Source organism: Methylorubrum rhodesianum (assembly GCF_014199985.1).
In the GTDB taxonomy this organism is placed as follows: domain Bacteria; phylum Pseudomonadota; class Alphaproteobacteria; order Rhizobiales; family Beijerinckiaceae; genus Methylobacterium; species Methylobacterium rhodesianum.
In genome coordinates, this window is record NZ_JACHOS010000020.1 from 1 (window position 1) to 22814 (window position 22814).

Annotated in this window: 28 protein-coding genes; 10 read left to right on the plus strand and 18 right to left on the minus strand. The window is 71.9% G+C overall.

Annotated elements, in window-relative coordinates:
- Window positions 1-183 precede the first annotated feature (183 nt).
- The 5 genes from HNR01_RS23090 to ygfZ form a co-directional block, all read right to left on the minus strand.
- On the minus strand, window positions 184-447 hold the full coding sequence (locus HNR01_RS23090) for an exodeoxyribonuclease VII small subunit (protein ID WP_017483801.1): 264 nt from the start codon (window positions 445-447) through the stop codon (window positions 184-186).
- 98 nt (window positions 448-545) lie between these two features.
- Window positions 546-1058 carry a tyrosine phosphatase family protein gene (locus HNR01_RS23095; RefSeq protein ID WP_183670114.1) on the minus strand — a complete coding sequence of 171 codons (513 nt, stop codon included), beginning with the start codon at window positions 1056-1058 and terminating at the stop codon, window positions 546-548.
- A gap of 13 nt (window positions 1059-1071) precedes the next feature.
- Complete coding sequence (locus tag HNR01_RS23100) at window positions 1072-1647, minus strand: HD domain-containing protein (protein ID WP_183670229.1); 576 nt, start codon at window positions 1645-1647, stop codon at window positions 1072-1074.
- Window positions 1648-1694: 47 nt separating this feature from the next.
- The gene (locus HNR01_RS23105) at window positions 1695-2324 is read right to left on the minus strand and encodes a DNA-3-methyladenine glycosylase I (protein WP_183670116.1); all 630 of its coding nucleotides are present in this window, start codon (window positions 2322-2324) and stop codon (window positions 1695-1697) included.
- Complete coding sequence (gene ygfZ, locus HNR01_RS23110) at window positions 2321-3187, minus strand: CAF17-like 4Fe-4S cluster assembly/insertion protein YgfZ (protein ID WP_183670118.1); 867 nt, start codon at window positions 3185-3187, stop codon at window positions 2321-2323. Before ygfZ ends, HNR01_RS23105 begins: the two co-directional genes overlap by 4 nt.
- A 110-nt stretch (window positions 3188-3297) precedes the next feature.
- Here ygfZ and HNR01_RS23115 point away from each other — a divergent pair, with 110 nt between their 5' ends.
- Window positions 3298-4638 carry a dihydroorotase gene (locus HNR01_RS23115; RefSeq protein WP_183670120.1) on the plus strand — a complete coding sequence of 447 codons (1341 nt, stop codon included), beginning with the start codon at window positions 3298-3300 and terminating at the stop codon, window positions 4636-4638.
- A 109-nt stretch (window positions 4639-4747) separates the two neighbouring features.
- Here HNR01_RS23115 and HNR01_RS23120 read toward each other — a convergent pair whose 3' ends face one another.
- From HNR01_RS23120 to HNR01_RS23140, 5 genes are all read right to left on the minus strand, one after another.
- On the minus strand, window positions 4748-5002 hold the full coding sequence (locus tag HNR01_RS23120; RefSeq protein ID WP_096487037.1) for a hypothetical protein: 255 nt from the start codon (window positions 5000-5002) through the stop codon (window positions 4748-4750).
- A 171-nt stretch (window positions 5003-5173) separates the two neighbouring features.
- The gene (locus HNR01_RS23125) at window positions 5174-5629 is read right to left on the minus strand and encodes a TIGR02301 family protein (RefSeq protein WP_183670122.1); all 456 of its coding nucleotides are present in this window, start codon (window positions 5627-5629) and stop codon (window positions 5174-5176) included.
- On the minus strand, window positions 5626-6123 hold the full coding sequence (locus HNR01_RS23130; protein ID WP_096487035.1) for an NUDIX hydrolase: 498 nt from the start codon (window positions 6121-6123) through the stop codon (window positions 5626-5628). The genes HNR01_RS23125 and HNR01_RS23130 overlap by 4 nt, the downstream gene beginning before the upstream one ends.
- Entirely contained in the window at window positions 6120-7256 is a 1137-nt protein-coding gene (locus tag HNR01_RS23135; RefSeq protein WP_183670124.1) for a hypothetical protein, read from the minus strand. The genes HNR01_RS23130 and HNR01_RS23135 overlap by 4 nt, the downstream gene beginning before the upstream one ends.
- Window positions 7249-7971 (minus strand): SDR family NAD(P)-dependent oxidoreductase, encoded by a 723-nt coding sequence (locus HNR01_RS23140; RefSeq protein WP_017483811.1) that lies wholly within the window; start codon window positions 7969-7971, stop codon window positions 7249-7251. The genes HNR01_RS23135 and HNR01_RS23140 overlap by 8 nt, the downstream gene beginning before the upstream one ends.
- A 346-nt stretch (window positions 7972-8317) precedes the next feature.
- Between HNR01_RS23140 and HNR01_RS23145 the strand changes: the two genes are divergently transcribed.
- Complete coding sequence (locus tag HNR01_RS23145; protein WP_183670125.1) at window positions 8318-8701, plus strand: response regulator; 384 nt, start codon at window positions 8318-8320, stop codon at window positions 8699-8701.
- Between the two features lie 49 nt (window positions 8702-8750).
- On the opposite strand, the gene pdxH is transcribed toward HNR01_RS23145, so the two are convergent.
- The gene (pdxH, locus tag HNR01_RS23150) at window positions 8751-9395 is read right to left on the minus strand and encodes a pyridoxamine 5'-phosphate oxidase (protein ID WP_183670128.1); all 645 of its coding nucleotides are present in this window, start codon (window positions 9393-9395) and stop codon (window positions 8751-8753) included.
- 87 nt (window positions 9396-9482) lie between these two features.
- Between pdxH and HNR01_RS23155 the strand changes: the two genes are divergently transcribed.
- The 3 genes from HNR01_RS23155 to fabI all read left to right on the plus strand — a co-directional run bounded on the left by HNR01_RS23155 (window position 9483) and on the right by fabI (window position 12228).
- Window positions 9483-10034 (plus strand): RT0821/Lpp0805 family surface protein, encoded by a 552-nt coding sequence (locus HNR01_RS23155; RefSeq protein WP_183670130.1) that lies wholly within the window; start codon window positions 9483-9485, stop codon window positions 10032-10034.
- A 168-nt stretch (window positions 10035-10202) separates the two neighbouring features.
- Window positions 10203-11150, plus strand: coding sequence for a DnaJ C-terminal domain-containing protein (locus HNR01_RS23160; protein ID WP_017483815.1), 948 nt, complete (start codon window positions 10203-10205; stop codon window positions 11148-11150).
- Window positions 11151-11400: 250 nt separating this feature from the next.
- Entirely contained in the window at window positions 11401-12228 is an 828-nt protein-coding gene (gene fabI / locus HNR01_RS23165; RefSeq protein WP_017483816.1) for an enoyl-ACP reductase FabI, read from the plus strand.
- Window positions 12229-12334: 106 nt separating this feature from the next.
- On the opposite strand, the gene HNR01_RS23170 is transcribed toward fabI, so the two are convergent.
- Together HNR01_RS23170 and HNR01_RS23175 are read right to left on the minus strand one after the other, a co-directional pair.
- Entirely contained in the window at window positions 12335-13018 is a 684-nt protein-coding gene (locus HNR01_RS23170) for an MOSC domain-containing protein (protein WP_183670131.1), read from the minus strand.
- A 3-nt stretch (window positions 13019-13021) separates the two neighbouring features.
- Window positions 13022-14161, minus strand: a complete 1140-nt coding sequence (locus HNR01_RS23175; protein ID WP_183670133.1) for an AAA family ATPase — start codon at window positions 14159-14161, stop codon at window positions 13022-13024.
- A 152-nt stretch (window positions 14162-14313) separates the two neighbouring features.
- Here HNR01_RS23175 and HNR01_RS23180 point away from each other — a divergent pair, with 152 nt between their 5' ends.
- Window positions 14314-14697 (plus strand): hypothetical protein, encoded by a 384-nt coding sequence (locus HNR01_RS23180; protein WP_017483819.1) that lies wholly within the window; start codon window positions 14314-14316, stop codon window positions 14695-14697.
- A complete protein-coding gene (locus HNR01_RS23185; RefSeq protein ID WP_183670135.1) occupies window positions 14694-15308 on the plus strand; it encodes a DUF6036 family nucleotidyltransferase in 615 nt (204 codons plus the stop codon). Before HNR01_RS23180 ends, HNR01_RS23185 begins: the two co-directional genes overlap by 4 nt.
- On the opposite strand, the gene HNR01_RS23190 is transcribed toward HNR01_RS23185, so the two are convergent.
- A complete protein-coding gene (locus HNR01_RS23190; RefSeq protein ID WP_183670138.1) occupies window positions 15292-16290 on the minus strand; it encodes a polyphosphate kinase 2 family protein in 999 nt (332 codons plus the stop codon). The two genes, HNR01_RS23185 and HNR01_RS23190, sit on opposite strands and share 17 nt — an antisense overlap.
- A gap of 171 nt (window positions 16291-16461) precedes the next feature.
- On the opposite strand from HNR01_RS23190, the gene HNR01_RS23195 reads away from it, so the two are divergent.
- A complete protein-coding gene (locus HNR01_RS23195) occupies window positions 16462-17058 on the plus strand; it encodes a histidine phosphatase family protein (protein WP_153875404.1) in 597 nt (198 codons plus the stop codon).
- A gap of 89 nt (window positions 17059-17147) precedes the next feature.
- On the opposite strand, the gene HNR01_RS27965 is transcribed toward HNR01_RS23195, so the two are convergent.
- Both HNR01_RS27965 and HNR01_RS23200 read right to left on the minus strand, forming a co-directional pair.
- Window positions 17148-17282, minus strand: a complete 135-nt coding sequence (locus HNR01_RS27965; RefSeq protein ID WP_017483823.1) for a hypothetical protein — start codon at window positions 17280-17282, stop codon at window positions 17148-17150.
- A 99-nt stretch (window positions 17283-17381) separates the two neighbouring features.
- Window positions 17382-18506 carry a tyrosine recombinase XerC gene (locus HNR01_RS23200; protein WP_183670140.1) on the minus strand — a complete coding sequence of 375 codons (1125 nt, stop codon included), beginning with the start codon at window positions 18504-18506 and terminating at the stop codon, window positions 17382-17384.
- Window positions 18507-18644: 138 nt separating this feature from the next.
- On the opposite strand from HNR01_RS23200, the gene HNR01_RS23205 reads away from it, so the two are divergent.
- The gene (locus HNR01_RS23205) at window positions 18645-19040 is read left to right on the plus strand and encodes a VOC family protein (RefSeq protein ID WP_183670142.1); all 396 of its coding nucleotides are present in this window, start codon (window positions 18645-18647) and stop codon (window positions 19038-19040) included.
- Window positions 19041-19052: 12 nt separating this feature from the next.
- Here the strand turns inward: HNR01_RS23205 and HNR01_RS23210 are convergent, their stop codons facing one another.
- A complete protein-coding gene (locus tag HNR01_RS23210) occupies window positions 19053-19388 on the minus strand; it encodes a hypothetical protein (RefSeq protein ID WP_051061620.1) in 336 nt (111 codons plus the stop codon).
- Between the two features lie 305 nt (window positions 19389-19693).
- Between HNR01_RS23210 and HNR01_RS23215 the strand changes: the two genes are divergently transcribed.
- Window positions 19694-20311, plus strand: coding sequence for a hypothetical protein (locus HNR01_RS23215; protein ID WP_246417624.1), 618 nt, complete (start codon window positions 19694-19696; stop codon window positions 20309-20311).
- On the opposite strand, the gene hrpB is transcribed toward HNR01_RS23215, so the two are convergent.
- Entirely contained in the window at window positions 20268-22748 is a 2481-nt protein-coding gene (gene hrpB, locus HNR01_RS23220; protein ID WP_183670146.1) for an ATP-dependent helicase HrpB, read from the minus strand. The genes HNR01_RS23215 and hrpB overlap by 44 nt on opposite strands.
- Between the last annotated feature and the right edge of the window lie 66 nt (window positions 22749-22814).

Below are 22814 nucleotides of genomic sequence, written 5' to 3' on the forward strand. Positions count from 1 at the left end.
CGCGTCGGCCACCTTCTGCAGCTCGCTCTCCGGCAGAAGCCGGAGACGATCCGGCGTCTCAAGACCCTCGAGGATCGTCGTGTCCGCTAGTGCCACCGGACCAGCCTCATGCCCGAATTGAGAAAAGGCGCGCAAATCCTTGCGCACGATGAGTTTTTTGGAATCGCCCCCGCACCCGACCGCCTATTCGACGTCGAGCGCTGCGGTGCCCGCGGCCCGGCCGTCCGGCCCGATCGCGATCTTCTGGATGCGCGCCTCGGCCCGCTTCAGCAGCGTCTCGCAGTGGCGTTTGAGCGCCTCGCCGCGCTCGTAGATCGCCACCGACTCGTCGAGGGGTACGTCGCCGCGCTCCAGCCGGCGCACGATCTCCTCAAGCTGCTCCATCGCCCGCTCGAAGGGTAGATCGTCCAGCGCCGCCGCCGACGCGTCGGGTGTATGATCGTTCATCCGGATTCCCTTTGGCGCGCGTTATGACGGGCGACGTGCGGTCGCACAAGCCCGAGTCGATTGCGTGCTACCGATCCCCCCGGCCGGCGCCGAGCCGGTCACGACAGGGTGATGTGGAACGGCGTTCCCTCGAAAGCCTCCGCGCCGCGCCCGATTCCGGCGATGGCCGCGCTCATCCGCCCTCCGCGTCCGAGCAGGCGGTCGGCGATCTCCACGAACAGGCGATTCGGCGTGGCGCTGGGCGCGAGCCGCCGCAGTTCCTGCGCGAGATCCGCCTCGTCGACGGACGGCCGCAGGGCACAGGCGACGGCGTAGGCCGCCGCGGTGGAGCGGCTGATCCCGGCGTAGCAGTGGATCACCATCGGCCTCTCGCGCGGCCATGCCGACACGAAGTCGAGCACGCTGCGCACATGCGCCTCACCCGGTGGCAGGTGACCCTCCAGCGGTGCGACGATGTCGCTGAAGCCGACCCGCAGGTGGTGCTCTGGGCGGATCGCGGCCGGGCGCTCCACCGTGCTGCCGAGGGTCGCCAGCGTCACCAGATGGCTCGCGCCGCAGGCGGCGACGGTCTCGGGCAGGCGCGAGAGGGGGCAGACGTAGAGGCTCGGCATGGTGGTCTCAGGCTCACGCCCTGCACTGGAGCGCCTCGAAGCGGGCGCGATAGCACGCTTCGGCCTCGGCCGTCGGCCATCCGGCGACCAGCCGCTCGATGTCGGAGCGAAGGAGGTCCGGCAGGGCGGGGGGGCGTCCGAAGATCTGATCGGCCTCGCTTTGCGAGAATCCGGCGAGCCGGGTCGCCTCGATCGCCGCGGCGATGCGGTCGGCGCGCTTGACCAGGCGCGACAGGGCCGGGGAGGGCGGCTCGAGCCCGAAGCGCTGGCGGATCGCCGCGAGCAGCCGCCGCTCGACGCTGCGATAGGCGTCGCCGATCGCGTTCTTCAGCGGCGAGATGATGTCGCCGATGACGTATTCTGGCGCGTCGTGCAGCAGCAATTCGAGCCGCTCCGGGCCCCCGAGCCGCGGATCGAGGGCGCCGCCGATCGCCTCGACCAGCAGCGAGTGCTGCGCCACGGAGAAGACGTGCGGCCCCGCCGTCTGCCCGTTCCAGCGGGCGACGCGGGCGAGACCGTGGGCGATGTCGCCGATCTCGATATCGAGGGGCGAGGGGTCGAGCAGGTCGAGCCGCCGCCCGGACAGCATCCGCTGCCAGGCCCGCACCGGCTTCTTGGAGGCGCCCACGGCCGCGCTCACGGATGGCGGCCCTCGCCCAGAGCGGCGCAGGCGGCGTGGCGATGGCAGCCGGTGAGGTGGTCGTTGACCATGCCGACCGCCTGCATGAAGGCGTGGACGATGGTCGGCCCGCAGAAGGTGAAGCCCTTCGCCTTCAGGGCCTTGCCCATTTTCCGCGAGACGTCGGTTTCGGTCGCGATCTCGGCGCGGGTGGCCGCATTGGTCTGGATCGGCCGGCCCTCGCAGAAGTCCCACAGGAAGGGCGCGAAGCCGGGGCCCGCCTCCTCGATGGCGAGCCACGCCCGCGCTCCGGCGATCGCACCGCGGATCTTGGCGCGGTTGCGGATGATGCCGGTGTCGCCCATCAGCCGCTCGACATCGGCCTCGGTGAAGCGGGCGATGCGCTCCGGCTCGAAGCCCTCGAAGGCACGACGAAACCCGTCGCGGCGGCGCAGGATGGTGATCCACGACAGGCCCGCCTGGAACCCGTCGAGGATCAGCTTCTCGTAGAGCGCGCGGGAATCGAATTCGGGCACGCCCCACTCGGTGTCGTGATAGGCGACGTAGAGCGGGTCGAGCCCCGGCCACCAGCAGCGCGGGCAGCCGTCGGGATGGGTGGCGATCAGTCCGCCGGACTCCGTGCTCATCCGGCGGCGGCCGTGTCGGAGGGGAAGGCGAAGCTGGCGAAGTCGGGCTTGCCCAGGCCCGCGACCGTGCCGCCCGCCCGCACCGGCTCACCCGCGGCGAGCGCGTCGCCGAGGCGGTCGAGGCGGATCGTGGCAAGCCCCCGCTCGCCCGCGGCGCTTCCCGTGACCCCGAGACTGCGGGCCCCGGCCGTCACCTCGGTGCCGGGCGCCGGCGCCGGGCCGTCGCGGTAGACGACGGGCAGGATGCGGGTGCGGGCGGTGCCGCGGTGCTGCATCCGCGAAACCACCTCCTGGCCGACATAACAGCCCTTCTTGAAGTCCACCCCGCCGAGCTGGTCCATCAGTGCCTCGTGCGGGAAGGCATCACTGAAGGCGAAGTCGCGTCCCCCCTCCGGCACGCCGAGGCCGATGCGGTGGGCGTGATACGCCTCCTCCGTTGCATCCGCCGAGAAGGCGCCCTCGGCGAAGTACAGCCGCTCGCCGAGGGCGGGCAGTCGCCCGTCGCGCACCCACACCGTTTCGGCGGCCGTCTCAGCCATGGTCCCGTCCTTCGCCCAGGCGGCAGCCACGCCGAGTGTCGGATCGGCGGCGACCGTCACCTTGGCCCGCAGGCGGTAGAGCCCGAGCCGCTTGACGAGATCGGCCGCGCGCTCGGCGGCGACGTCGAGGCGGAAGCCGTCCTGCGCGCGGGACACCAGAAAATCGAACTGGATCTTGCCCTGGGGCGTCAGCAGCGCGCCGAGCCGCGCCTCGCCCTCCGGCAGGGTCTCGACGTTGCAGGTGAGGATGCCCTGCAGGAAGGGGAGCGCGTCCGGCCCCGACACGGCGACCACGGCACGGTCCGGCAGCAGGGCGATCGGCATGGCGTCTCCTCGAAAGGGCGGAAGGGGCGGCGGCGTTGCGCGTGTGGGACGCCTGACATAAGCCGCGCCTATCCTCGTCTCAATCGCATGATGCGAACCGGGAGAGCCCGATGGAAGCGCCTTTCGACCTCGTCCTGTCCGGCGGCACGCTGGTGAACCACGACGGCGAGCATCGTGCCGACCTCGGCATCCGCGGCGGACGGGTGGCGGCGATCGGCGACCTCGCGGGGGCCGCGACGGCGGAGCGGCGCGACTGTCGCGGCCTGCACCTCCTGCCCGGCGTGATCGACAGCCAGGTGCATTTCCGCGAGCCCGGCCTCGACCACAAGGAGGATCTGGAGACCGGCTCGCGCGCCGCGGTGATGGGCGGCGTCACGGCGGTGTTCGAGATGCCCAACACCAACCCGCAGACGACGAGCGCCGCGGCCCTCGCCGACAAGGTCGCCCGCGCCCGTCACCGGATGCATTGCGACTTCGCCTTCTGGGTCGGCGGCACCCACGAGAATGCGGCCGAGGTGGCCGAACTGGAGCGGCTGCCCGGCGCGGCCGGGATCAAGGTGTTCATCGGATCCTCCACCGGCTCGCTCCTGGTCGAGGACGATGCCGGCGTGCGCGAGATCCTGAAACGCATCCGCCGCCGCGCCGCCTTCCACTCCGAGGACGAGCCGATGCTGCGCGCCCGGAAAGACCTGCGCGTGCCGGGCGATCCCGCCTCGCACCCGGTCTGGCGCTCGCCGGAGGCCGCGGTGAAGGCCACGCAGCGCCTGATCGCGATCGCGCGGGAGACCGGGGCCCGCATCCACATCCTGCACATCTCGACCAGGGAGGAGATGCCCCTCCTCGCGGAAGCGAAGGACGTGGCGAGCGTCGAGGTGACGCCGCACCACCTGACGCTCGACGGCGGGGAAGCCTATGCCCGGCTCGGGACGCTGGTGCAGATGAACCCGCCGGTGCGCGACGCCGGGCATCGCGACGGGATCTGGCGCGGGCTGTCCCAGGGCATCGTCGACGTGCTCGGCTCCGACCACGCGCCGCACACGCTGGAGGAAAAGGCCAAGCCCTATCCGGATTCCCCCTCGGGGATGACCGGCGTGCAGACCCTGGTGCCGATCATGCTCGACCACGTGAATGCCGGCCGGCTCTCGCTCGCCCGCTTCGTCGATCTGACCAGCGCCGGGCCGAAGCGGCTGTTCGGCATCGCCCGCAAGGGGCGGCTCGCCTTGGGCTACGACGCCGACGTAACGGTGGTGGACCTCAAGCGCCGCGAGACCATCCGCAACGAGTGGATCGCCTCGAAATGCGGCTGGACCCCCTATGACGGCGTCACCGTCACCGGCTGGCCGGTGGGCACCGTGGTGCGGGGCACGCCGGTGATGTGGCAGGGCGAGCTGGCCAACCCGTCGCGGGGCGAGGCGGTCCTGTTCGAGGAGGCGCTGCCGGCGGCGGGCTGAGCCCGCGCCGGGTTCGGGACGCGGCTCTCGCGTTCTTAACCCTCGCCTCGCCAGAGCGGCCGGATCTTGCCCCCGCTCGTCGCGAGCGGATCCCGCGCGCCCGTCTTCGTCAGTGCTGCAGCGTCGTGGTGAAGCCGCCGCCGCGGATGCGCTCGGGCAGGGTCTCGGCGTAGCGGGCGGTGGCGTCCTCGCCGTAGGTGGCGACCAGTTCCTGGAAGGCCGCGAACAGGGCGGCCTGGGCCATGCAGTCGCCGTCGATCCCGTCGAGGCAGCCTTCGGCGAAGGCCTCCGTCACGAGTCCGAGCGCGAGGCGCTTGCTCTCCGCATCGACGTCGAAGGCTGCGGTGTCGGAATCGTGAATCATGGCGAACGGCTTCGTTTCTCGGCCGGAACAGTGCCGGCAAGACATCGCCACGATACGGCAGCCTTAGCGGGCCGGGAAGCAGGGAATTGCGAAGAGGTTAATGCGAAGGCGCAATTGCGAAGGATTTTCGCAACGGCCCCGCAATGTGGCGATCCCGCCACAGGCGCTGTTCTACCCTCCGAACCGTCCGGCAATGGCGTGCGAGAGCCGCTCGCCCTCGGCGATGTAGCGGCGGGCAGCCTCGCCCGCGGCGGGGGTGCAGACCCGATAGGTCAGGCTGTAGCCGCGAAAGCCGCGGTTATAGGCGCCGGCGAGCCGGTCGCGGCGGGTCGGCGTCACCCCCTCGCTGTCGAGGATCGCCTTCATCCGCGCCGGCCATTCGACTGCGTCTGGCTCTGAGCAGAGGCTGCGCAGGAAGGCGAGCGCCCCGACGATCTCCGAGAGCCGCATCAGGTCGCGATCGTAGGGCGCGGGCGGCGGCTCGGCCGGGGGTGGCGGCTCCTTCTCCTTCTCGGGCGGCTTCGGGGCAGACTTGGTCGAGCCGGAGCGCTGCTGCGCGAACGCCTCCGCCGCAGGCGTGAGGGCGAGCAGGGCGGCGAGGATCAGGCGGACGAATCCCGTACTCATACCGAACCTTCTGCCGAACCTTCTGCCGAACCTTCCGGCACCGAGCCCACACGGGAAAACGCTTCGCGCAGGGTGTCGATCAGCCCCGGCGTGGTGGACAGGCCCGCGACCTCGTCGAGCGTGGCCCAGCGCACGTCGAGCGCCTCTGGGCCCGGCACCGGCTCGACCGCGCGCCAGAGCGCGGCGTGGGGATGGATCACGTAGTGGTGGCGGATGCGGCCGGCCTCGTCGCGCAGGATGATCTCGGTCGGGGTCAGGCTCGGACCGACGATCTCGGCGAGCGCGCCGACCTCCTCCTGCAACTCGCGCAGGGCGCCGGCGGCGAGGGACTCGCCGGCCTCGACGAGTCCGCCGGGCAAGGTCCAGACGCCGCGCATCGGCTCGTTGGCCCGGGCGGCCAGCAGGACGCGGCCGCCGCGGATCACCGCGATCGACACGCCGATCAGCGGGCGGGCCGGAAACAGCCGCCCGTCCTCCTGCTCCCGGCCACTCACGGAGCCGGTACCGCGACGAGGCGGCCATCGGCGAGGCCGACGAGGATCTTTCGGGCGACTCCGCCCGCATCGAGCACGGCGACGCCGTGGGCGGCCGGAGCGGGCAGCGGGATGCGGAGGCGCTCCTCCGGGCTGCCGCCCTTGAACGCGACCACGGCGAGGGCGCCGCGGCCCGCCACGGGCAGGGCGAGGTCCGGCGGACGACCGCTGCGGGGAACGGGGGCGGCGAGATCCGCCTCCTCGCCCGCGGCCGGGCCGGCGTAGCCGGGTCCCTCGCCCACGAGGCTCAAGGCACCGTCGGCGAAGCGCCAGAGCTGCAGCACGCCCTCGCCGTCGGGAGCGCGGATCGTGGCGATCTGCGGCTGGCCGGCTCCGATGAAATCGGCCAGGCCGGCGAGCGACAGCGGGGCGCCCTCCGGCGCCTTGCCAGCCTGCGGCGGCGTCTGCGCGGCGAGCGTCCAGGCCCCGTCCTTGCCCTTCGCCGCGAGCGCCAGGCCGGAGCCCGCCGCGCCCTGCGCGGTCACGGCGGCCACCGCCGGGCGGCCGTCGAGGCGGGTGATGCGCGGGGTGCGGCCGGCGAAGACCCGGTCGTCCCCCGGCGCGAGGGTGTGCGTCGTCACCGGCACCGCCTTCGGCTCGGCGGTGACGCCGAGCGGCTGGCGCTCGCGCAGGGTCAGCACCGCGCCCTGGCCCGGGGCGCCGCCGAGGGCGCGGGTCGGCCCGGTGAGATAGGCGCTCAAGGGTCCGTCGAGGGCGCGGCGCGAACCCGGCACGGCGCCGCGCGGCGTCTCGGCGGCGGAAAATCCCTCGATCGCCTCGGCACCGATCAGCGTGGTGCGCAGGCGGTCGCCGTCGAGGCTGAGCACGGCGCCGCCGCCCTCGCCCCAGACCACGACGACGGGCGGCGGCGCGATGTCGGTGCTCGCCTTCGGGTCGGCGCTCGCGGGCGCGCGCGCGATCGGCAGGAGGCCGGACGTCGCGACCGAGAGCGCGACGTCGCTGCCGGGGCCGCGCATCGCCTTGACGGCAAACGGCAACGTGACCGGCTCGACGCGCGGCCCGTCCTCGGCCGCGAGGACGGGAAGGGCGTGCAGCGCGACCAGGGCGGCGAGCACCGCCCGGCGGTCAAACATGCTGGCCGCCGTTGATGTGGAGCTCGGCGCCGTTCACGTAGGAGGAGGCTTCGGTGCAGAGGAAGTAGATCGCCTTGGCGACCTCGTCCGGCGTGCCGAGCCGGCGCTGCGGGATCTGCTGCACCAGCTTGTCGGTGCCGGGCGAGAGGATCGAGGTGTCGATCTCGCCCGGCGAGATCGCGTTGACCCGCACGCCGAGCGGCCCGAAATCCGCGGCCATCTCCCGGGTGAGGCCGGCGAGCGCGGCCTTCGAGGTGCCGTAGGCCGCGCCCGCGAAGGGGTGGACCCGCGAGCCGGCGATCGAGGTGACGTTGACGATCGATCCGCGCGCACGGGTCAGCTCGTCGCACAGACCCCGCGCCAACAGGATCGGCGCGAAGAAGTTGACCTGGAAGACGCGGGCCCAATCCTCGTATTCCGTGCTCAGCGCGCCGAGGCGCTCGCCCTCCGGCCCTTTCGGCGAGATCCCGGCATTGTTGACGAGCGCGTGCAGCAGGCCACCCTCGGCGGCCAGCCGCTCGGCCACCTCGCGCACGCCGCGCACGGTGTCGGCCGCGTCCGCCAGATCGACCTGGAGGTGGTCTTCGGGGCCCATCTCCCAGGGGCAATTTTCGGGGAAGGCGTGGCGCGAGCAGGTGATGACGCGCCACCCCGCGGCGGAGAAGCGCTTGACGGTGGCGTGCCCGATGCCGCGGCTCGCGCCGGTGAGCAGCATCACCCGTCGACGGTCGTTGGATGAGGCCAAGGCCGGGGTCCCTCGCTGCCCGCGATGCGCACCGCGGTGAGCGGGCCTGAGCGGGTCTTCGCCTCAAGGGATAAGACGCGCTCCGCCGGAAATCCAGGGCGGCGCTGCATTGCGAAATGCGCCGGAGGAGCGGCAATCCGCCTGAGCCCGGGAAAGGGTCGCGAAACCGCGCACGCCGCGCGCCCGCCAGTGGTCCCCGACCGGCGGCCCCGCCCGCTTTCCGCGCTTGTTCTGTCTCGACCTTCGTGCAACCCCGGGGCAGGGGTCCCGTGTTCAAGAGAGCGAACAGGAAGCCGGACCGAGGGATGCGACGCGCGTGAGCGAGGCGGAAGCGAGATCGACCATCCTCGTCGTGGAGGACGACGCCGTGACCCGGCACGCCGCGGTCGAACTGATCGCCGAAGCGGGATACGCCGTGCGCGAAGCCCGCAACGGCAACGAGGCGATCCGCATGCTCGACGCGAGTGAGGAGGCGGGCGAGACGGTCTGCGTGGTCGTGACCGACATCGACATGCCGCTCGGCATCGACGGCATCAAGCTCGCGGCCTGCATCGACCGGCGCTGGCCGGGGATCGGCATCGTCATCACCTCCGGCAAGGTGCGGCCTGCGCCCGGCGACGTGCCGGCCGACGCCCTGTTCATCCGCAAGCCCTACACCGAGGAAGGCCTTGTCTCGGCGATCCGTTCGGTGATGCCGTGAAGGGCCCCGGCCGGCTCCGGTCGGGGCGCCGATATCGGGGAGACCGATATCAGGGGTAGAGCCGCGCCCGGTCCCAGCCGTCGCCCGCGCGGGTGAAGCGGACGCGGTCGTGCAGGCGGTAGGCGCCGTTCTGCCAGAATTCCAGCTGCACCGGGGCGATGCGGAAGCCGAGCCAGTGCTCGGGGCGCGGCACTGGGCCGTTCTCGTATTTCTCCGACAGGGCGGCGACCTCCGCCATCAGGGTCGGACGATCGATGAGGGGGCGCGATTGTTGGCTGGCGATGGCGCCGATGCGGCTGTCGCGATGGCGGCTCTCGAAATAGGCATCGGCCTCCTCGCGGGTCACGCGGGAGACGGGACCGCGGGCGCGGATCTGCCGGCCGAGGGACTTCCAGTACAGCACCGTCGCCGCCTGCGGGTTGGCCAGCAACTGCTCGCCCTTGGCCGATTCGGCGTTGGTGTAGAAGACGAGCCCGCGCGGATCGAAACCCTTCAGCAGCACCACCCGCACGTCGGGCAGGCCGTCCGGGCCGGCGGTGGCGAGGGCCATGGCGTTGGCGTCGCAAGGCTCGGAGGCCTCCGCCTCCGCCATCCAGTCGGCGAACAGCGCCCAGGGGTCTGACGACAACGTGAAATCCTGCGGGTGGACCGCGGGCCCGCTGGCATCACCCTCTCTTAACCGATCGATGGCCATTTTCATCCCTGTGGCAGCCGGGTCGGGGGGCACCGACGTCGGGCAGCACACCCGTCGGAACCCCGTTCTGTCTCGAGTTCAGGTGTAATGCGTCTGCGTCCGTGTAAAGACCTCGGTGAAGCCCTCGCCCGAGCGCTCCCCGCCGTCGGGGCGCCCGGTCCGACGCGCGGGCCCGCGATCCGGCACGGCCTCGCGGGGCGGATCGCGGGCCTTCTGACGCTCGGCCTCGCCGCCTTCTCCTGCGGTGCCTGCAGCGGTCCGATCCTGTCCTTCAAGGCGGAGGAGGCGCCGGCCGCGCCCGAACCGCTCGTCACCGGCAGCATCCCGAAGCGGCCCGCGAGCTTCGGACGCGACCTCGACGGCGAGGATTGGCGCCGGGCCCACGCTGCCCTCTCCGTCGCCCTCGATCCCCAGGGCAACGGGCGCCCGGTGAAGTGGGAGAACCCGGAGACCGCCATGCGCGGCGCGATCAATCCGACCGGACTGCCCTACGTGGCCGGCGACGAGATCTGCCGCGACTTCCTCGCCACCGTGGTGGGCGGCGCCAGCAGCCGCTTCGTGCGCGGCACCGGCTGCAAACTCTCCGGCGGCGAGTGGGAGCTGAAGCGGCTGCGCGGCTCCGGCGAGGCCAAATCCTGACGCGGCCGGATCCCGGCAAGGCCGAACAGGCTTGCGCGAAACGGCCGGTCGCGGATCGGTGAAGCGGGCTTTCGAGGGTGTTGCAGAACCGCAACGCCCTTCCCACGTTGAAGCCACGCGGCAGAGGCCGTATCCCTGCACGGTTGCGATCCCCACAAAAGAACCCCGATGCGAAACCCCTACGACGTTCTGGGTGTGCCCAAGGGCGCGGGCGAGGCCGAGATCAAGAAGGCCTTCCGCAAGCTCGCCAAGGCCTATCACCCCGACAGCAACAAGGATCCGAAGGCCGCCGAGCGCTTCGCGGAGGCGAACACCGCCTACGAGATCCTCGGCGACAAGGAGAAGCGCGCGCAGTTCGACCGCGGCGAGATCGACGCCGAGGGCAAGCCGCGGGCGACCGGCTTCGAGGGCTTTTCTGGCTTCGGCGGCGGCCGCGGCGGCGGCTTCGACTTCGAGGGCTTCACCCAGCGCCGCGGCGCGGGCGGAGGCGGCGGAGCGGGGCCCGGCGGCATCGGCGAGGACTTCATCAGCCACATCTTCGGCGAGGCGTTCCGCGCCGGCGGCGCCGGGCCCGGCGGGTTCTCCCGCGGCGGACCGGCCCGCGGCGAGGATGTCGCGGCCGAGCTCAGCGTCACGCTCGAGCAGGTCGCAGGCGAGGAGAAGATGCGAATCGGCCTGCCGGGCGGGCGCGACGTCGACGTGATGATCCCCAAGGGCGTCGTCGACGGGCAGACGATCCGCCTGCGCGGCCTCGGCGGCTCGGGCGGCCCCCGCGGCGAGCCGGGCGACGCGCTCCTGACCATCCGCGTCCTGCCCCACCCGCTGTTCAAGGTGGACGGAGCGGACCTGCGCGCCACCGTCGACCTGCCGCTGGAGGATGCGGTGCTCGGCGGCTCGTTGCGCGTGCCGACGCTCACCGGCGCGGTCGAGATGAAGGTGCCGGCGATGACGAGTTCCGGCCGCACCTTCCGCCTGCGCGGAAAGGGGCTGCCGAAGAAGGATGGCAGCCGCGGCGATCTCTTCGCCACCACCGCCATCACCCTGCCGGCCGGCGACGATGCGGCGCTCACCGAATATGCCCGCCGTCGCCGCGAGGCGAAGGCCGGGACCGCCTAAGGCAAGCTCCGCCGGTCGGGCGCGGCGCGCGCCCATGGAAGGGGCCGTATCCGAGGCATCGGATGGCGCCTCAGCCCGGGGCTCCGCGTGCCGCCACCGGTACTCGGGGCCGAAACCGGACGAGCGAGCTCGCCGGGAGGCGATCCCGGTTGGCGGGAGGCTTCCCCCTCCGGCCACCCTCCGCTAAGGAAGCCCCCGGCGCAGGGCCGTCCCTCGAGAGGCGCCCGCGCGGCCGAAGCGAAGGTGACGCATGTCGGAACAGAAGCCGGGCGGGCTGCTCGCGGGCAAGCGCGGGCTGGTGCTGGGAGTGGCCAACAACCGCTCGATCGCCTGGGGCATCGCCCGCAGCGCCGCCGCCCACGGGGCGGAGCTGGCCTTCACCTATCAGGGCGAGGCGCTCAAGAAGCGCGTCGAGCCCCTGGCGCGCGAATTGAACGCGCGCGTGGTCGGCCATTGCGATGTCACCGACCCGGCCTCGATCGATTCCGCCTTCGCGGCCACCGCCGAGGTCTTTCCCGAGGGAATCGACTTCGTCGTCCACTGCATCGCCTTCTCCGACAAGGACGAGCTGACGGGCCGCTACCTCGAGACCTCGGAGGCGAACTTCACGAAGTCGCTGCTGATCTCCTGCTACTCGTTCACGGCCGTGGCGCAGCGGGCGGAGAAGATCATGCGCGAGGGCGGCTCGATGCTGACCCTGACGTATTACGGCGCCGAGAAGTGGATGCCCCACTACAACGTGATGGGCGTCGCCAAGGCCGCGCTGGAGGCCTCCGTGCGCTACCTCGCCGCCGATCTCGGCCCGAAGCAGATCCGCGTCAACGCGATCTCGGCCGGCCCGATCAAGACCCTGGCGGCCTCCGGCATCGGCGACTTCCGCTACATCCTCAAGTGGAACGAGTACAACGCGCCGATGCGGCGGACCGTGACCATCGAGGAGGTCGGCGAGACCGCCGCCTACCTGTTCTCGGACATGTCCCGCGGCATGACCGGCGAGATCCTCCACGTCGATGCCGGCTACCACGTCGTCGGCATGAAGAACCCCGACGCGCCGGACATCACCCGCGAGCGGGACTAGAGCGCGTTCCGACGAAGCGGTCACCGGTTCGTCGAACGAAGGCGCGTTGCGCCGCGGATCTAGAGACGCCGACCTGATGCAATCAGGTCGGATCCGGCTCTCGGGGTCAGCCCTCCTCCCCGAGCCGGCGGCGCCAATCCTCCACGGCGCCGCTCGCGAGCCGGCGGGCGGCGAGCATGCGCCAGGATTGGGTGAGAGACGCGAGTCCGGCGATCTCCCGCAGCGCCACCGCGTCGAGGCGGTCGACGTAGAGGTGGTGCAGGAGCCGCGACAGCGGCCAGTCCGGATGCGGCCGCCCGACCAGCTCCAGCGCGTCGCCGGCCGAGACGATCCCTTCCTCGATCACCCGGTAGTACCATCCGGTGCGCCCGCTCGCCTGCACCCGGCGCGCCATGTCGGGCACGGCAAAGTGCAGGTTCAGCTTGAAGCAGGGCTGGCGCGCCTGCGAGACCTGGAGCAGGGCGCTGCCCGCCCGCCACAGGTCGCCGACGCAGACGTCGCGCTCCGTCAGGCCCACCGTCGAGAAGTTCTCGCCGAAGGCCCCGGGCCGCTCCAGCAGGTCGGGCAAGCCGGGCAGGTCGGCGCGCCACGCGGCGGCATGGTCGAGGGCGTAGTGGTGGACGGCTTTTTCCGGACCGCCATGGACGCGGCGGTCGGCCTGCGCGTCGCCCGCGAGACCGAGCGGGCCCACCGCGACCGGTCCCCGCACGGCGGTCTTGGCGATGGCGCTCGCCGCGGTCCCGAGCGGCGCGACGCGCCCGGTCAGAACGGCCCCGATCACGATTCGCATCGCTCAATCGTCCCCATCGGAAAAATCGCCGGCGAGCCGAAGACCTTCGATCCAGGTCGCCCCCTCGCGCTTCAGCACGACCCGCGGACGCACCCCTCCGTGCTCGGACACCGCTGCGGCGAGGTTCTGGGAATGCGTCACGAGCCAGACCTGCGTGCGTCTGGACGCCCGCACGATCATCCGCGCCAGCGGCTCCGTCAGGTCGGGGTGGAGGCTGGCCTCGGGCTCGTTGAGCGCGAGGAAGGGCGACAACCGGTAGGCGAGCAGCGCGCCCGCGAGGGCGAGGTAGCGCAGCGTCCCGTCGGAGAGTTCGGACGGGTCGAAGGTCCGCTTCGGATATTCGGGAAAGATGACGCCGAAGCGCGCCTCGCGGTCCGGCGGCGGCACCACGAGGCGGGCGCCGGAAAAGGCGTCGGCGAAGGCCGCGTCGAGCTCGGCGGTGTCTTCGCGGATATGCGCCAGCGTCGCGAACACGGCGGCGAGGTCGGACCCGTCGGAGGCCAGCGTCGGCGTCGTCACCGCCAGGCAGGGGCGGCGCAGGGGCGAGCCCGCATCGGTGCGCACGTCGTGGTAGAAGCGCCACGCGCCGAGCGCCTGCCGCACGATCTGCAACTCGGGAAAGCGCACGGCGTCCTGCAGCGCGGCGAGCGCCGTCTCGGTCGGCAGCAGGTCGGCGCCGAAAGGTCGCCGGCGGCCCTCCTCGTCGCGCACGAAGCCCGCCGGCCCGTCGCGGTCGAGCACGGTCACCGGCCGCGCGCCGGTCTGCACGGTGAGCCGCTCGGTCTTCACCTGCGGCTCCAGGGCGAAGGCCGCGGCCGTCATCAGCGGCGGGATGCCGACTTCGACGGCGTAGGTGTAGACGTGGCCCGTGACGTCGTCGGACAGCTCGGCGGACAGCCGCACCCGCGCGGGCTCGCCTTTGCGGCGGAGCCCGGCCCAGAGCACCGATTCCATTCCGCCCTCGGCGGCGAGCGCCCGCGTCAACTGGCCGGAGGCGGCCGCCTGGAGCAGGGAGAGGGCGCGGTAGAGGTTGGTCTTGCCGGTGCCGTTGCCGCCGACGAAGACCGAGAGCGGCCCGACCGGAAAGCGGATGCTCCTCAGCGACCGGTACCCGGCCGCCTCGATCTCGCGAACCGTCGGCATCGGCGACCTCACGCGTTGAAGGGGAACAATCTAGACCGTTGGCATGATTCGGGAACGAACGTGCGGCCCTGATCGCTCTCGTCCATCTTTTTCCCATGACGAGAAGAGGTTAGCATTCGAGAAGAGCCGTTGCCGATCGCCGGGGATGCCACATGACGGAAGGAGAGCGCTTTGTCGGATCACTTCCGCGCAAGGCCGACTTCCACGACGGGAACAAGCGTCGGTCCTACGAGCTGACGCGACGGATCGCGGCGCGCCTGATCGACGATCCCGAACTCGTCGCCAGCGGCAGGTCCTACCTGGACCGCTTCGTCCGCCCTGATCCGGCCCAGGCCCACGCCTACTCCCTATGGAACGCGCTTCTGGATCAGGACATCAGCCAGATCGTGCGCCAGATGCTGGAGGATTCGCCGAAGGGCGAACTGCTCCGGGATACGCAGCCCGTCTTCACGGTCATCTCCTCGCAAGGAGGCAAAATGGCCGAGGTCGTCGGACTTCAGAACCGACCCACTGCCAGTCCGGAACGCCGTGAATGATGCGGCGGGACAGGCTCGACCACATCCTGCGTGCTGCGGCAGGCGTCACGGGCCACGATACCTTCGTTCTTGTCGGCTCATCGGTGGTCGTCGTTCGATGCCGGAATATCCCCGGCGACATGTTGATGACGCGCGAGGCGGACGTTTACGTCCCCGACACGAGCGAGACCGAAGCGCTATCGGATATGATCGACGCCAATATCGGCCAGGGATCCGCCTTCCATCGCCAGTACGGATACTACGCAGACGGGGTTTCGCCCGGCACATCGGTGATGCCGAGCGACTGGATGGATCGCGTTCAGCACTATCGAGGCACCGGATGCCCCGGCGTGACCGCGATCGTGCCCGACATCGAGGATGTGGCCTTGGCTAAGGTCGTAGCCTGGAGAGAGAAGGATCAGAACTGGATCCTATCCGGCGTCAGGTCCCGGCTGTTCTCCCTCGAACGGATGGCATCTCGCATCGATCGAATGCCCAGCGCTGCCCCCGAACCGGCCGAGATGATGCGGCGGCTCCGCTCGGTCGCGGCGACGTGCGGGATGGCTTCGACCCTTCCCGGCCCCCTGGCCTCGGATGTCGAGTCGGAGAAAGGAATCAATCCGGCACCTTGATCCCCTCGAGCGCCATGCGCGGCTCCGGGAAGCGCGGATCCATCGCCTCCAGGGTGTCGGCGATGGTGCGGGCGACCATGACGTTGCGGGCCCATTTGCGGTTGGCCGGCACCACGTGCCAGGGGGCGTAGGGTGTCGAGCAACGGGCGAGCGCGTCGTTGAACACGGTCTGGTAGGCGTCCCAGCTCTTGCGCTCCACCAAGTCGGCCGGATCGAACTTCCAGTGTTTCGCCGGGTCGGCGAGGCGCGCTTCGAGGCGCTCCTTCTGCTCGTCCTTCGAGATGTGGAGGAAGAACTTGAGGATCACCGTGCCCGAGAGCGTCAGCAGCCGCTCGAAATCGTTGATGAGCCCGTAGCGCTCGCGCCACGTCTCCTCCGGCACGAGCCCCTTCACCCGCACCACCAGCACATCCTCGTAATGGCTGCGGTTGAACACGCCGATCAGGCCGCGGCCGGGCGTGCGCAGGTGGTAGCGCCAGAGGAAGTCCTGATCGAGTTCCTGCGCGCTCGGCACCTTGAACGACCAGACCCGGCACCCCTGTGGGTTCACCCCCTCCAGCACGTTGCGGATGGTGCCGTCCTTGCCGCCGGTGTCGATGGCCTGGAACACCACGAGCAGAGCGTGACGGTGCTCGGCGTAGAGCTTTTCCTGCAGGGCCTTGATGCGCGCGCGCTCGGCCTCGAGGGCGGCTTTGGCCTCGGCCTTGTCGAGGCCGCCCGTGGCGTCGGGATCGATCGCCGCCAGATCGACGCTCTGGCCGGGTTCGACGGTGACGATGCCGGGCGCGGCCGGCGGCAGGACCGGGTGGAGGTGCGGCGACAGGCTCGGTGCCGTGCCGCTGCCCGCGATCGCGGCCCGGGCCCAGCCGGCGAAGGAGGGCGGATGGTCGCGCCAGCCCGCCTGCGACTTCGTTTCCGCGGCTTTGTCGGCCGCTTTGTCACTTGCGGAGCCGCTGCCGTCCTTGCCGTTCTTGCGCGCCATGCCGAAGATTACCCGCTCACGAGCCGTTCGCGAGGCCGCCGGTGCGGGCCCGCAGGAAGGGAAAAGCTTGGAGCCCCAACAGATGCGCCGCCTTCGCCGTTCCCGATCCGGCGCGTCGGGGTTTGCGACGAGTTGCGCCGGCCGCGGTGGAGCGGCGGCATGAGCGATGGCATGAGCGGAGTGCCGACGATCTGGTTCGTGCGCCACGGCCAGACCGACTGGAACGCGGAAGGGCGCCTCCAGGGCCACCGCGACACCGATCTCAACTCCAGCGGGCTCGCCCACGCGGCGGAGGCGGCCGAGCGGCTGCGCCGCGTCGCCGGAGCGGAACTGCCGACGGCCGACTACGTGGCGAGCCCGCTCACCCGCGCCCGGAAGACGATGGAGATCCTGCGCGCCGGCATCGGTCTGCCGTCGGCCGGCTACCGGGCCGATGCGCGGCTGAAGGAGATCGGGTTCGGCGCCTGGGAGGGTCAGACCTGGGCCGAGATCCGGCGGCGCGATCCATCCGGGGCGGCGGCGCGCGACCGCGACCGCTGGGGCTATCAGCCGCGCGGCGACGGCGCGGAAAGCTACGCCATGGTCGAGGCGCGTGTGGAGGAGGTGGTGGCCGAGCTACGCCGGCCGACCGTGATGGTCGCCCATGGCGGGGTCGCCCGGGTGCTGCTGGTCATCCTCGGCCATCTCGACATCTACGCCGCCCCGCGGATCGGCATCCGCCAGGGCAGCATCCTCGTCATCGAGCCCAAGGGCTGGCGCTGGGCGTGAGCGCCCTTCGGGACGGGCGCACGCCGTGAAAGCCGCCCCACGCGGGCGGCGTCCGCTCCGTCGCGCCGGACGTGCTCGCGTTGGGCCGGTCAGGCCCGCGCGGCACGCCCGCGGGTCAGCAGGCGCACGGCCGTGACCGGGAGGAGCAGCGTCTTGACCGTCGCGGTCACGGCAAGGACGGCGACGACGGGCAGGATTGCGAGACAGATTCCGCTCACGCGCATCGGACACTCCCTGAAGCTTCTGACTCGGCGGCGCCGGGCCACCCGGTTGAGGACAGTCCGCCACCCAATCGCGGCAAGACCAAGGTAAACGGCGCACATTCACGCATTTCTGCGCTCCGCGCCGGGCTTTCGTCTCGGCTCTCCCAGGGCGGCCTGCCGGACAGCATAGCCGGCATGGACGCCCGAACCTTGCTCCGCGTCAACGGTTTCGCCGGGCGCCCGGCCCGCTTCGGCGTGCGGCGGCCGCCGCCGGGCGCGGGGATGAGCGTCCTCGAAGGCGCTCATCAGGCGGGCGGCATCGACCTTGGTGTAGATCTGCGTGGTCGAGAGCGAGGCATGGCCGAGCAGTTCCTGGATCGCCCGCAACTCCCCCTGGCGGGCCAGAAGATGCGTCGCGAAGGAATGGCGCAGGGCGTGCGGAGTCGCGCTCTCGGGCAGGCCGAGGGCGCCGCGCAGGGCGGCCACCGCGTATTGCACCACCCGCGGCGAGAGCGGCCCGCCCTTCACGCCGACGAAGAGCGGCCCCTGCGGATCGAGGGGGTGGGGGCAGAGCGACAGGTAGGCCGCCACCGCCTCGGCCACCGCCGGCAGCACCGGCACGGCGCGGACCTTGCCGCCCTTGCCGGTGACGCGGACCTCGTCGATGCCGGGAACCGGCGCGTCGCGGGCGGCGAGCCCCAGCGCCTCGGAGATGCGCAGGCCCGAACCGTAGAGAAGCGCGATCACCGCCGCGTCGCGGGCGAGCACCCAAGGGTCGCGGGCATCGTCGGGGCGGGTCTCGGGCGCGGTCATCGCCCGGGCGGCGGTCACCGGCAGCGGGCGCGGCAGGCGCCGCTCGACCTTGGGCGAGCGCACCGCGCCGAGCGCCGCCACGCTGCCATGCCCCTCCCGTTCGAGGAAGCGGGCGAAGGAGCGCAGACCCGCCAGCATCCGCATCAGGGAGCGCCCGCCGACGCCCTCCGCCCGGCGCGCAGCCATGAAAGCGCGCAGGTCGCGGGGCTTGAGGGCGATCAGACCGGGAATGGTCGGCGTGCCGGCACGGGCGGCACGGTAGATCAGGAATTGGCGCAGATCCCGCTCGTAGGCCTCGACGGTATTGGCGGCCAAGCGCCGCTCCTGTGCCAGCGCCTCGCGCCAGCCTCGCATCGCCGCACGCAGGGCGGCGTCGCCCGGCGGCAGCAGAGCGTCGGCATCGACGGCATCGGGGGACGCGGCTGGCATCATCGCGGCCAGCAAAGATCCCTTAAGGTTGACGAAGGGTTAAGCCGAGGGGCTCTTTCCACCCGGCCGCCCTCGCGCCAGATGAGCGCCCGTTCGCTCAAGTTCGCTCAAGGGCAACTTCGTTCAAGGGAGAGAGGGCCGATGGCCAAGCCCGTCCACACCATGATCCGCGTCCGCGACGAGGCGCGCTCACGCGACTACTACGCCCGCGCCTTCGGCCTGGAACCGGCCGACCGCTTCGACTTCCCGGACTTCACGCTGCTCTACCTGCGCGACCCGTCCTCGCCGTTCGAGCTCGAACTGACGGTCAACAAGGACCGCACAGCGCCCTACGATCTCGGCGACGGCTACGGTCACCTCGCCTTCGTGGTGGAGGATGCGGCGGCCGAGCACGCCCGCTTCGAGCGCGAGGGGCTTCCGGTCACCCCCGTCAAGACGCTCAAGCACGGCGACACGGCGCTCGCGACCTTCTTCTTCGCCACCGATCCGGACGGCTACAAGATCGAGGTGATCCAGAAGGGCGGCCGCTTCGCCTGATCCTCTGGAGTCCTACGGGGCCTTCTCCAGCCGTTCGAAGGCCGACAGCGCCTTCTCGCACGCGCCCGGAGAGGGTGCCGGCAGGCTCGTCTCCAGACGCATCGCGTCGTCCAGGGCGAGCGCGTAACGCTCCTCGGTGAGCGCCCGGCCGACCGCCGCCAGCATACGCTCGCGGCCGGCCCGCAGCACACGCTCGATCCGGTCGCGCGCCGCACCGCAGGCTAGCGCCCGGCCGAGAACCTTGCCCTGGCGCTCACCCTCGGCCTGAGGGATGACCAGCGGCCGGGCGGGACCTGCGTCGGGCGTCGTCTGCGCGCGGGCCGCACCGGCGACGAGGCCTGCGAGCATGAGCGCCGGGATCAGGGCCGGGATCGGTACGCCGGTGCGGCCGGTCGCTGAACCCATGGAATCGTATCCTTCCCGTCTCGCGTGGGCGCGGCGTGCCGCGTGCGTTCCCTCACGCTCAGGCGAGCGAATCTCGGCCACGGTCAAGCCGGAAACGACAGGGGGCGGCAATGAGTCCTTCCGGCAATGCGGCGACGGCGGATGAGCCCGTGATCGGGCAGGACGGCGTCAGAGACGGCGTCAGGGGCGTCCGCACGCGCAGCCCCGCGCGCATCCCCCTGAGCCTCAAGCTCGCCTACTCGGCCTTCATGGCGGTGCTGCTCCCGGTCTATCTCACCCAGTACGGGCCCACGAACTTCCTGTATTTCTGCGACATCGCCCTGATCCTGACCCTCGTCGGCATCTGGGCCGAGAGCGCGCTGCTCGTCTCGGTCTGCGCCGTCGGTCTCCTCGCACCGCAGACGCTCTGGGTCGTCGATTTCGCGGCCGAGGCGGCGGGTACCCCGCTGACCGGCATGACCGCCTACATGTTCAACCGCGAGACCTCGCCGTTCCTTCGGGGGCTGTCGCTGTTCCACGGCTGGCTGCCGTTCCTGCTCGTCTTCCTCGTCTGGCGGCTCGGCTACGACCGCCGCGCCTGGACCGCGTGGTCGGCGCTGGCCGTGGTCGTCCTGTTCGTCTGCTTCTTCCTGATGCCGCCGCCGCGGCCCGATCCCGGGCTGACGCCGGTCAACATCAACTACGTCTGGGGCATGAGCGACCACGCCGCCCAGACGATGATGCCGGCCTGGGCATGGTTCGCGGGCCTCGTCGCCGGCATCCCGCTGCTGATCTGCTGGCCGACCCACCGGCTCCTGATCCGGCTGATGCCCAAAGTCCCCGTCACGTCCCCCGCGGCTTCGCACGGCGGGTCGGCGCCTCGCTGAGCGGATCCTCCGGCCAGGGATGGCGCGGGTACCGCCCCCGCATCTCCGAGCGCACGGCACTCCACGAGCCGCGCCAAAAACCCGGCAGGTCGCGGGTGATCTGGATCGGGCGGTGGGCCGGCGAGAGCAGGTGGAGCACCAGCGGCACGCGTCCGCCGCCGAGGGTGGGGTGACGGTCGAGCCCGAACAGCTCCTGCACCCGCACCGCGAGCACGGGTTCGGGGCCTGATTCGTAGTCGATCGGGATGCGCGAGCCCGTCGGCACCTCGATATGGCTCGGCGCTTCCGCCTCCAGGCGGGCGCGCAGGGTCCAGGGCAGCAGGCCCTGCAGCGCCTGGCCGAGATCGTCAGCGGTGATCGCGCCGAGCGAGGCGCGCCCGAGGATGGCTGGGGCGAGCCACTCCTCGACACCGGCGGCCAGAGCCTCGTCGGACAGGTCCGGCCATTCCCCGCCCTCGGCCTCGTGGAGGAAGCGGATGCGGGCCCGCCACTGCGCCAATGCGGGTGTCCAGGGCAGGCGGTCGAGGCCGAGCCCGGCCACGCCGCGGGCCAGCACCCGCGCCGCCTCCGCGTCGGCGGGGACGGGCATCGTGCGCTCGTCCAGGGTGACGGCCCCGAGCCGGCGCCCCTCGCGGGCGCGCAGCGCGCGGGCTTGCCCGTCGAAGCCGACGCTGCGCACGGTTTCGATCCGGTCGCGGAACAGGGCGTCGATGGACTCGGAGGAAATCGCGGCGGCCGAGAGGATGCGGGCGGAAGCCGCGGCGCCGGTGAGGTCGGCGACGACGAGGAAGGCCTCGCGGGCGAGCGGGCTCGCGGGATCGACGAGGCCGGCGCGGCCATTGGCCATCAGGAAGGCGCCCTCCCGGCCGCGTGCCCGCGCCACGCGGTCGGGATAGGCCAGCGCCAGTAGGGCACCGGGCTCGGCCAGACCCGGATCGGGCTCGGCCGCATCACCCGCGGCCCGGGCCGCCTGCCGCGCCCAGCCTTCGGCGAGGCGGCGCATATCGGTGGCCCGTCCGCCCCGGTCGCGGCGGAAGCGGTCGAGGCGCTCGGCGAGATCCACCGCATCGCCGCCGAGGCCGCGCTCGACCAGCACGGCGGCGAGATCGGCCGCAGCCCGCGCCTGCCCGGATTCCGCGGCGCGGGCGACCATCCGGGCGAGCCGGGGCGGCAGCGGCAGGCTGCGCAGGGTGTTGCCGGTCGCCGTGAGGCGCCCGTCCGGGTCGAGGGCGCCGAGATCCGTCAGCATCGCCCGCGCCTCGGCCAGCGCCGGAGCCGGCGGCGGATCGAGGAAGGGCAGGGCGGTCGGATCGGTGACGCCCCAGGCGGCGCAGTCGAGGGTGAGGCCGGCCAGGTCGGCGGAGAGGATCTCGGGGCGGGCGAAGGGTTCGAGCGCAGCGGTCGCCGCCTCGGGCCAGAGCCGCCAGCACACGCCCGGTTCGGTGCGGCCGGCGCGGCCGCGGCGCTGATCGACCGAGGCGCGCGAGGCCCGCGCCGTGACGAGGCGGGTCATGCCGTTGCCGGGCTCGTAGAGCGGTACGCGGGCGAGCCCGGAATCGACGACGATGCGCACGCCCTGGATCGTCAGCGAGGTCTCGGCGATGGAGGTGGCGAGCACCACCTTGCGCCGTCCCGGCAGTGCGGGCGCCACTGCCCGGTCCTGCTCGCCCTGGGTCAGCGCGCCGTAGAGGGGGGCGAGGTCGGCGTCGTCCGGCAGGCGGCCCTCCAGCCGCTCGGCGGTGCGGCGGATCTCCGCCTGACCGGGCAGGAAGGCGAGCACCGAACCGGGGTCCGCTCGCAGCGCCCGCAGGATCCCGGCGGCCATGGCGTCCTCGATCCGCTCGCTTCCGTCGCGGTCGAGATGGCGCGTCTCGACCGGGTAGGCGCGCCCTTCGGATTCCACGACCGGCGCAGTCCCGAGGAGCCCCGCGACGCGGGCGCCGTCGAGGGTCGCCGACATGGCCAGGATCCGCAGGTCCTCCCGCAGCGCCCCCTGCGCGTCGAGGGCGAAGGCCAGTCCGAGATCCGCGTCGAGCGAGCGCTCGTGGAACTCGTCGAACAGCACCGCACCGATGCCGGCGAGTTCCGGATCATCGAGGATCATGCGGGTGAACACGCCCTCGGTGACGACCTCGATCCGGGTGCGGGCCGAGATCTTGGAACCGAGCCGCACCCGCAAACCGACCGTGTCGCCGACCCGCTCGCCGAGGGTGGCCGCCATGCGCTCGGCCGCGCCGCGGGCCGCGAGGCGGCGGGGTTCGAGGAGGATGATTCTCCTCCCGCCGAGCCAGGGCTCGTCGAGGAGCGCGAGCGGCACGCGCGTGGTCTTGCCGGCGCCGGGTGGCGCCACGAGCACAGCGGAGCTGCGCTCGGACAGGGCCCCGCGCAGGGCGGGGAGGGCGGTTTCGATCGGAAGCGCGGAGGCGGGCGGCGACATGGCCCGGGAGGTGCCGCGGTTCGCGCGCGGGCGCAACCGTCCCGCTACGGCCGATTGATCAAAGTA

What these genes read in the sequence shown, in the direction of transcription:
- HNR01_RS23090 (WP_017483801.1), bottom strand. Translation starts at nt 447, where the DNA reads ATGAACGATCATACACCCGACGCGTCGGCGGCGGCGCTGGACGATCTA.
- HNR01_RS23095 (WP_183670114.1), bottom strand. Translation starts at nt 1,058, where the DNA reads ATGCCGAGCCTCTACGTCTGCCCCCTCTCGCGCCTGCCCGAGACCGTC.
- HNR01_RS23100 (WP_183670229.1), bottom strand. Translation starts at nt 1,647, where the DNA reads ATGCTGTCCGGGCGGCGGCTCGACCTGCTCGACCCCTCGCCCCTCGAT.
- HNR01_RS23105 (WP_183670116.1), bottom strand. Translation starts at nt 2,324, where the DNA reads ATGAGCACGGAGTCCGGCGGACTGATCGCCACCCATCCCGACGGCTGC.
- ygfZ (WP_183670118.1), bottom strand. Translation starts at nt 3,187, where the DNA reads ATGCCGATCGCCCTGCTGCCGGACCGTGCCGTGGTCGCCGTGTCGGGG.
- HNR01_RS23115 (WP_183670120.1), top strand. Translation starts at nt 3,298, where the DNA reads ATGGAAGCGCCTTTCGACCTCGTCCTGTCCGGCGGCACGCTGGTGAAC.
- HNR01_RS23120 (WP_096487037.1), bottom strand. Translation starts at nt 5,002, where the DNA reads ATGATTCACGATTCCGACACCGCAGCCTTCGACGTCGATGCGGAGAGC.
- HNR01_RS23125 (WP_183670122.1), bottom strand. Translation starts at nt 5,629, where the DNA reads ATGAGTACGGGATTCGTCCGCCTGATCCTCGCCGCCCTGCTCGCCCTC.
- HNR01_RS23135 (WP_183670124.1), bottom strand. Translation starts at nt 7,256, where the DNA reads ATGTTTGACCGCCGGGCGGTGCTCGCCGCCCTGGTCGCGCTGCACGCC.
- HNR01_RS23140 (WP_017483811.1), bottom strand. Translation starts at nt 7,971, where the DNA reads ATGCTGCTCACCGGCGCGAGCCGCGGCATCGGGCACGCCACCGTCAAG.
- pdxH (WP_183670128.1), bottom strand. Translation starts at nt 9,395, where the DNA reads ATGGCCATCGATCGGTTAAGAGAGGGTGATGCCAGCGGGCCCGCGGTC.
- HNR01_RS23155 (WP_183670130.1), top strand. Translation starts at nt 9,483, where the DNA reads ATGCGTCTGCGTCCGTGTAAAGACCTCGGTGAAGCCCTCGCCCGAGCG.
- HNR01_RS23160 (WP_017483815.1), top strand. Translation starts at nt 10,203, where the DNA reads ATGCGAAACCCCTACGACGTTCTGGGTGTGCCCAAGGGCGCGGGCGAG.
- fabI (WP_017483816.1), top strand. Translation starts at nt 11,401, where the DNA reads ATGTCGGAACAGAAGCCGGGCGGGCTGCTCGCGGGCAAGCGCGGGCTG.
- HNR01_RS23170 (WP_183670131.1), bottom strand. Translation starts at nt 13,018, where the DNA reads ATGCGAATCGTGATCGGGGCCGTTCTGACCGGGCGCGTCGCGCCGCTC.
- HNR01_RS23175 (WP_183670133.1), bottom strand. Translation starts at nt 14,161, where the DNA reads ATGCCGACGGTTCGCGAGATCGAGGCGGCCGGGTACCGGTCGCTGAGG.
- HNR01_RS23180 (WP_017483819.1), top strand. Translation starts at nt 14,314, where the DNA reads ATGACGGAAGGAGAGCGCTTTGTCGGATCACTTCCGCGCAAGGCCGAC.
- HNR01_RS23185 (WP_183670135.1), top strand. Translation starts at nt 14,694, where the DNA reads ATGATGCGGCGGGACAGGCTCGACCACATCCTGCGTGCTGCGGCAGGC.
- HNR01_RS23190 (WP_183670138.1), bottom strand. Translation starts at nt 16,290, where the DNA reads ATGGCGCGCAAGAACGGCAAGGACGGCAGCGGCTCCGCAAGTGACAAA.
- HNR01_RS23195 (WP_153875404.1), top strand. Translation starts at nt 16,462, where the DNA reads ATGAGCGGAGTGCCGACGATCTGGTTCGTGCGCCACGGCCAGACCGAC.
- HNR01_RS27965 (WP_017483823.1), bottom strand. Translation starts at nt 17,282, where the DNA reads ATGCGCGTGAGCGGAATCTGTCTCGCAATCCTGCCCGTCGTCGCCGTC.
- HNR01_RS23200 (WP_183670140.1), bottom strand. Translation starts at nt 18,506, where the DNA reads ATGATGCCAGCCGCGTCCCCCGATGCCGTCGATGCCGACGCTCTGCTG.
- HNR01_RS23205 (WP_183670142.1), top strand. Translation starts at nt 18,645, where the DNA reads ATGGCCAAGCCCGTCCACACCATGATCCGCGTCCGCGACGAGGCGCGC.
- HNR01_RS23210 (WP_051061620.1), bottom strand. Translation starts at nt 19,388, where the DNA reads ATGCTCGCAGGCCTCGTCGCCGGTGCGGCCCGCGCGCAGACGACGCCC.
- HNR01_RS23215 (WP_246417624.1), top strand. Translation starts at nt 19,694, where the DNA reads ATGGCGGTGCTGCTCCCGGTCTATCTCACCCAGTACGGGCCCACGAAC.
- hrpB (WP_183670146.1), bottom strand. Translation starts at nt 22,748, where the DNA reads ATGTCGCCGCCCGCCTCCGCGCTTCCGATCGAAACCGCCCTCCCCGCC.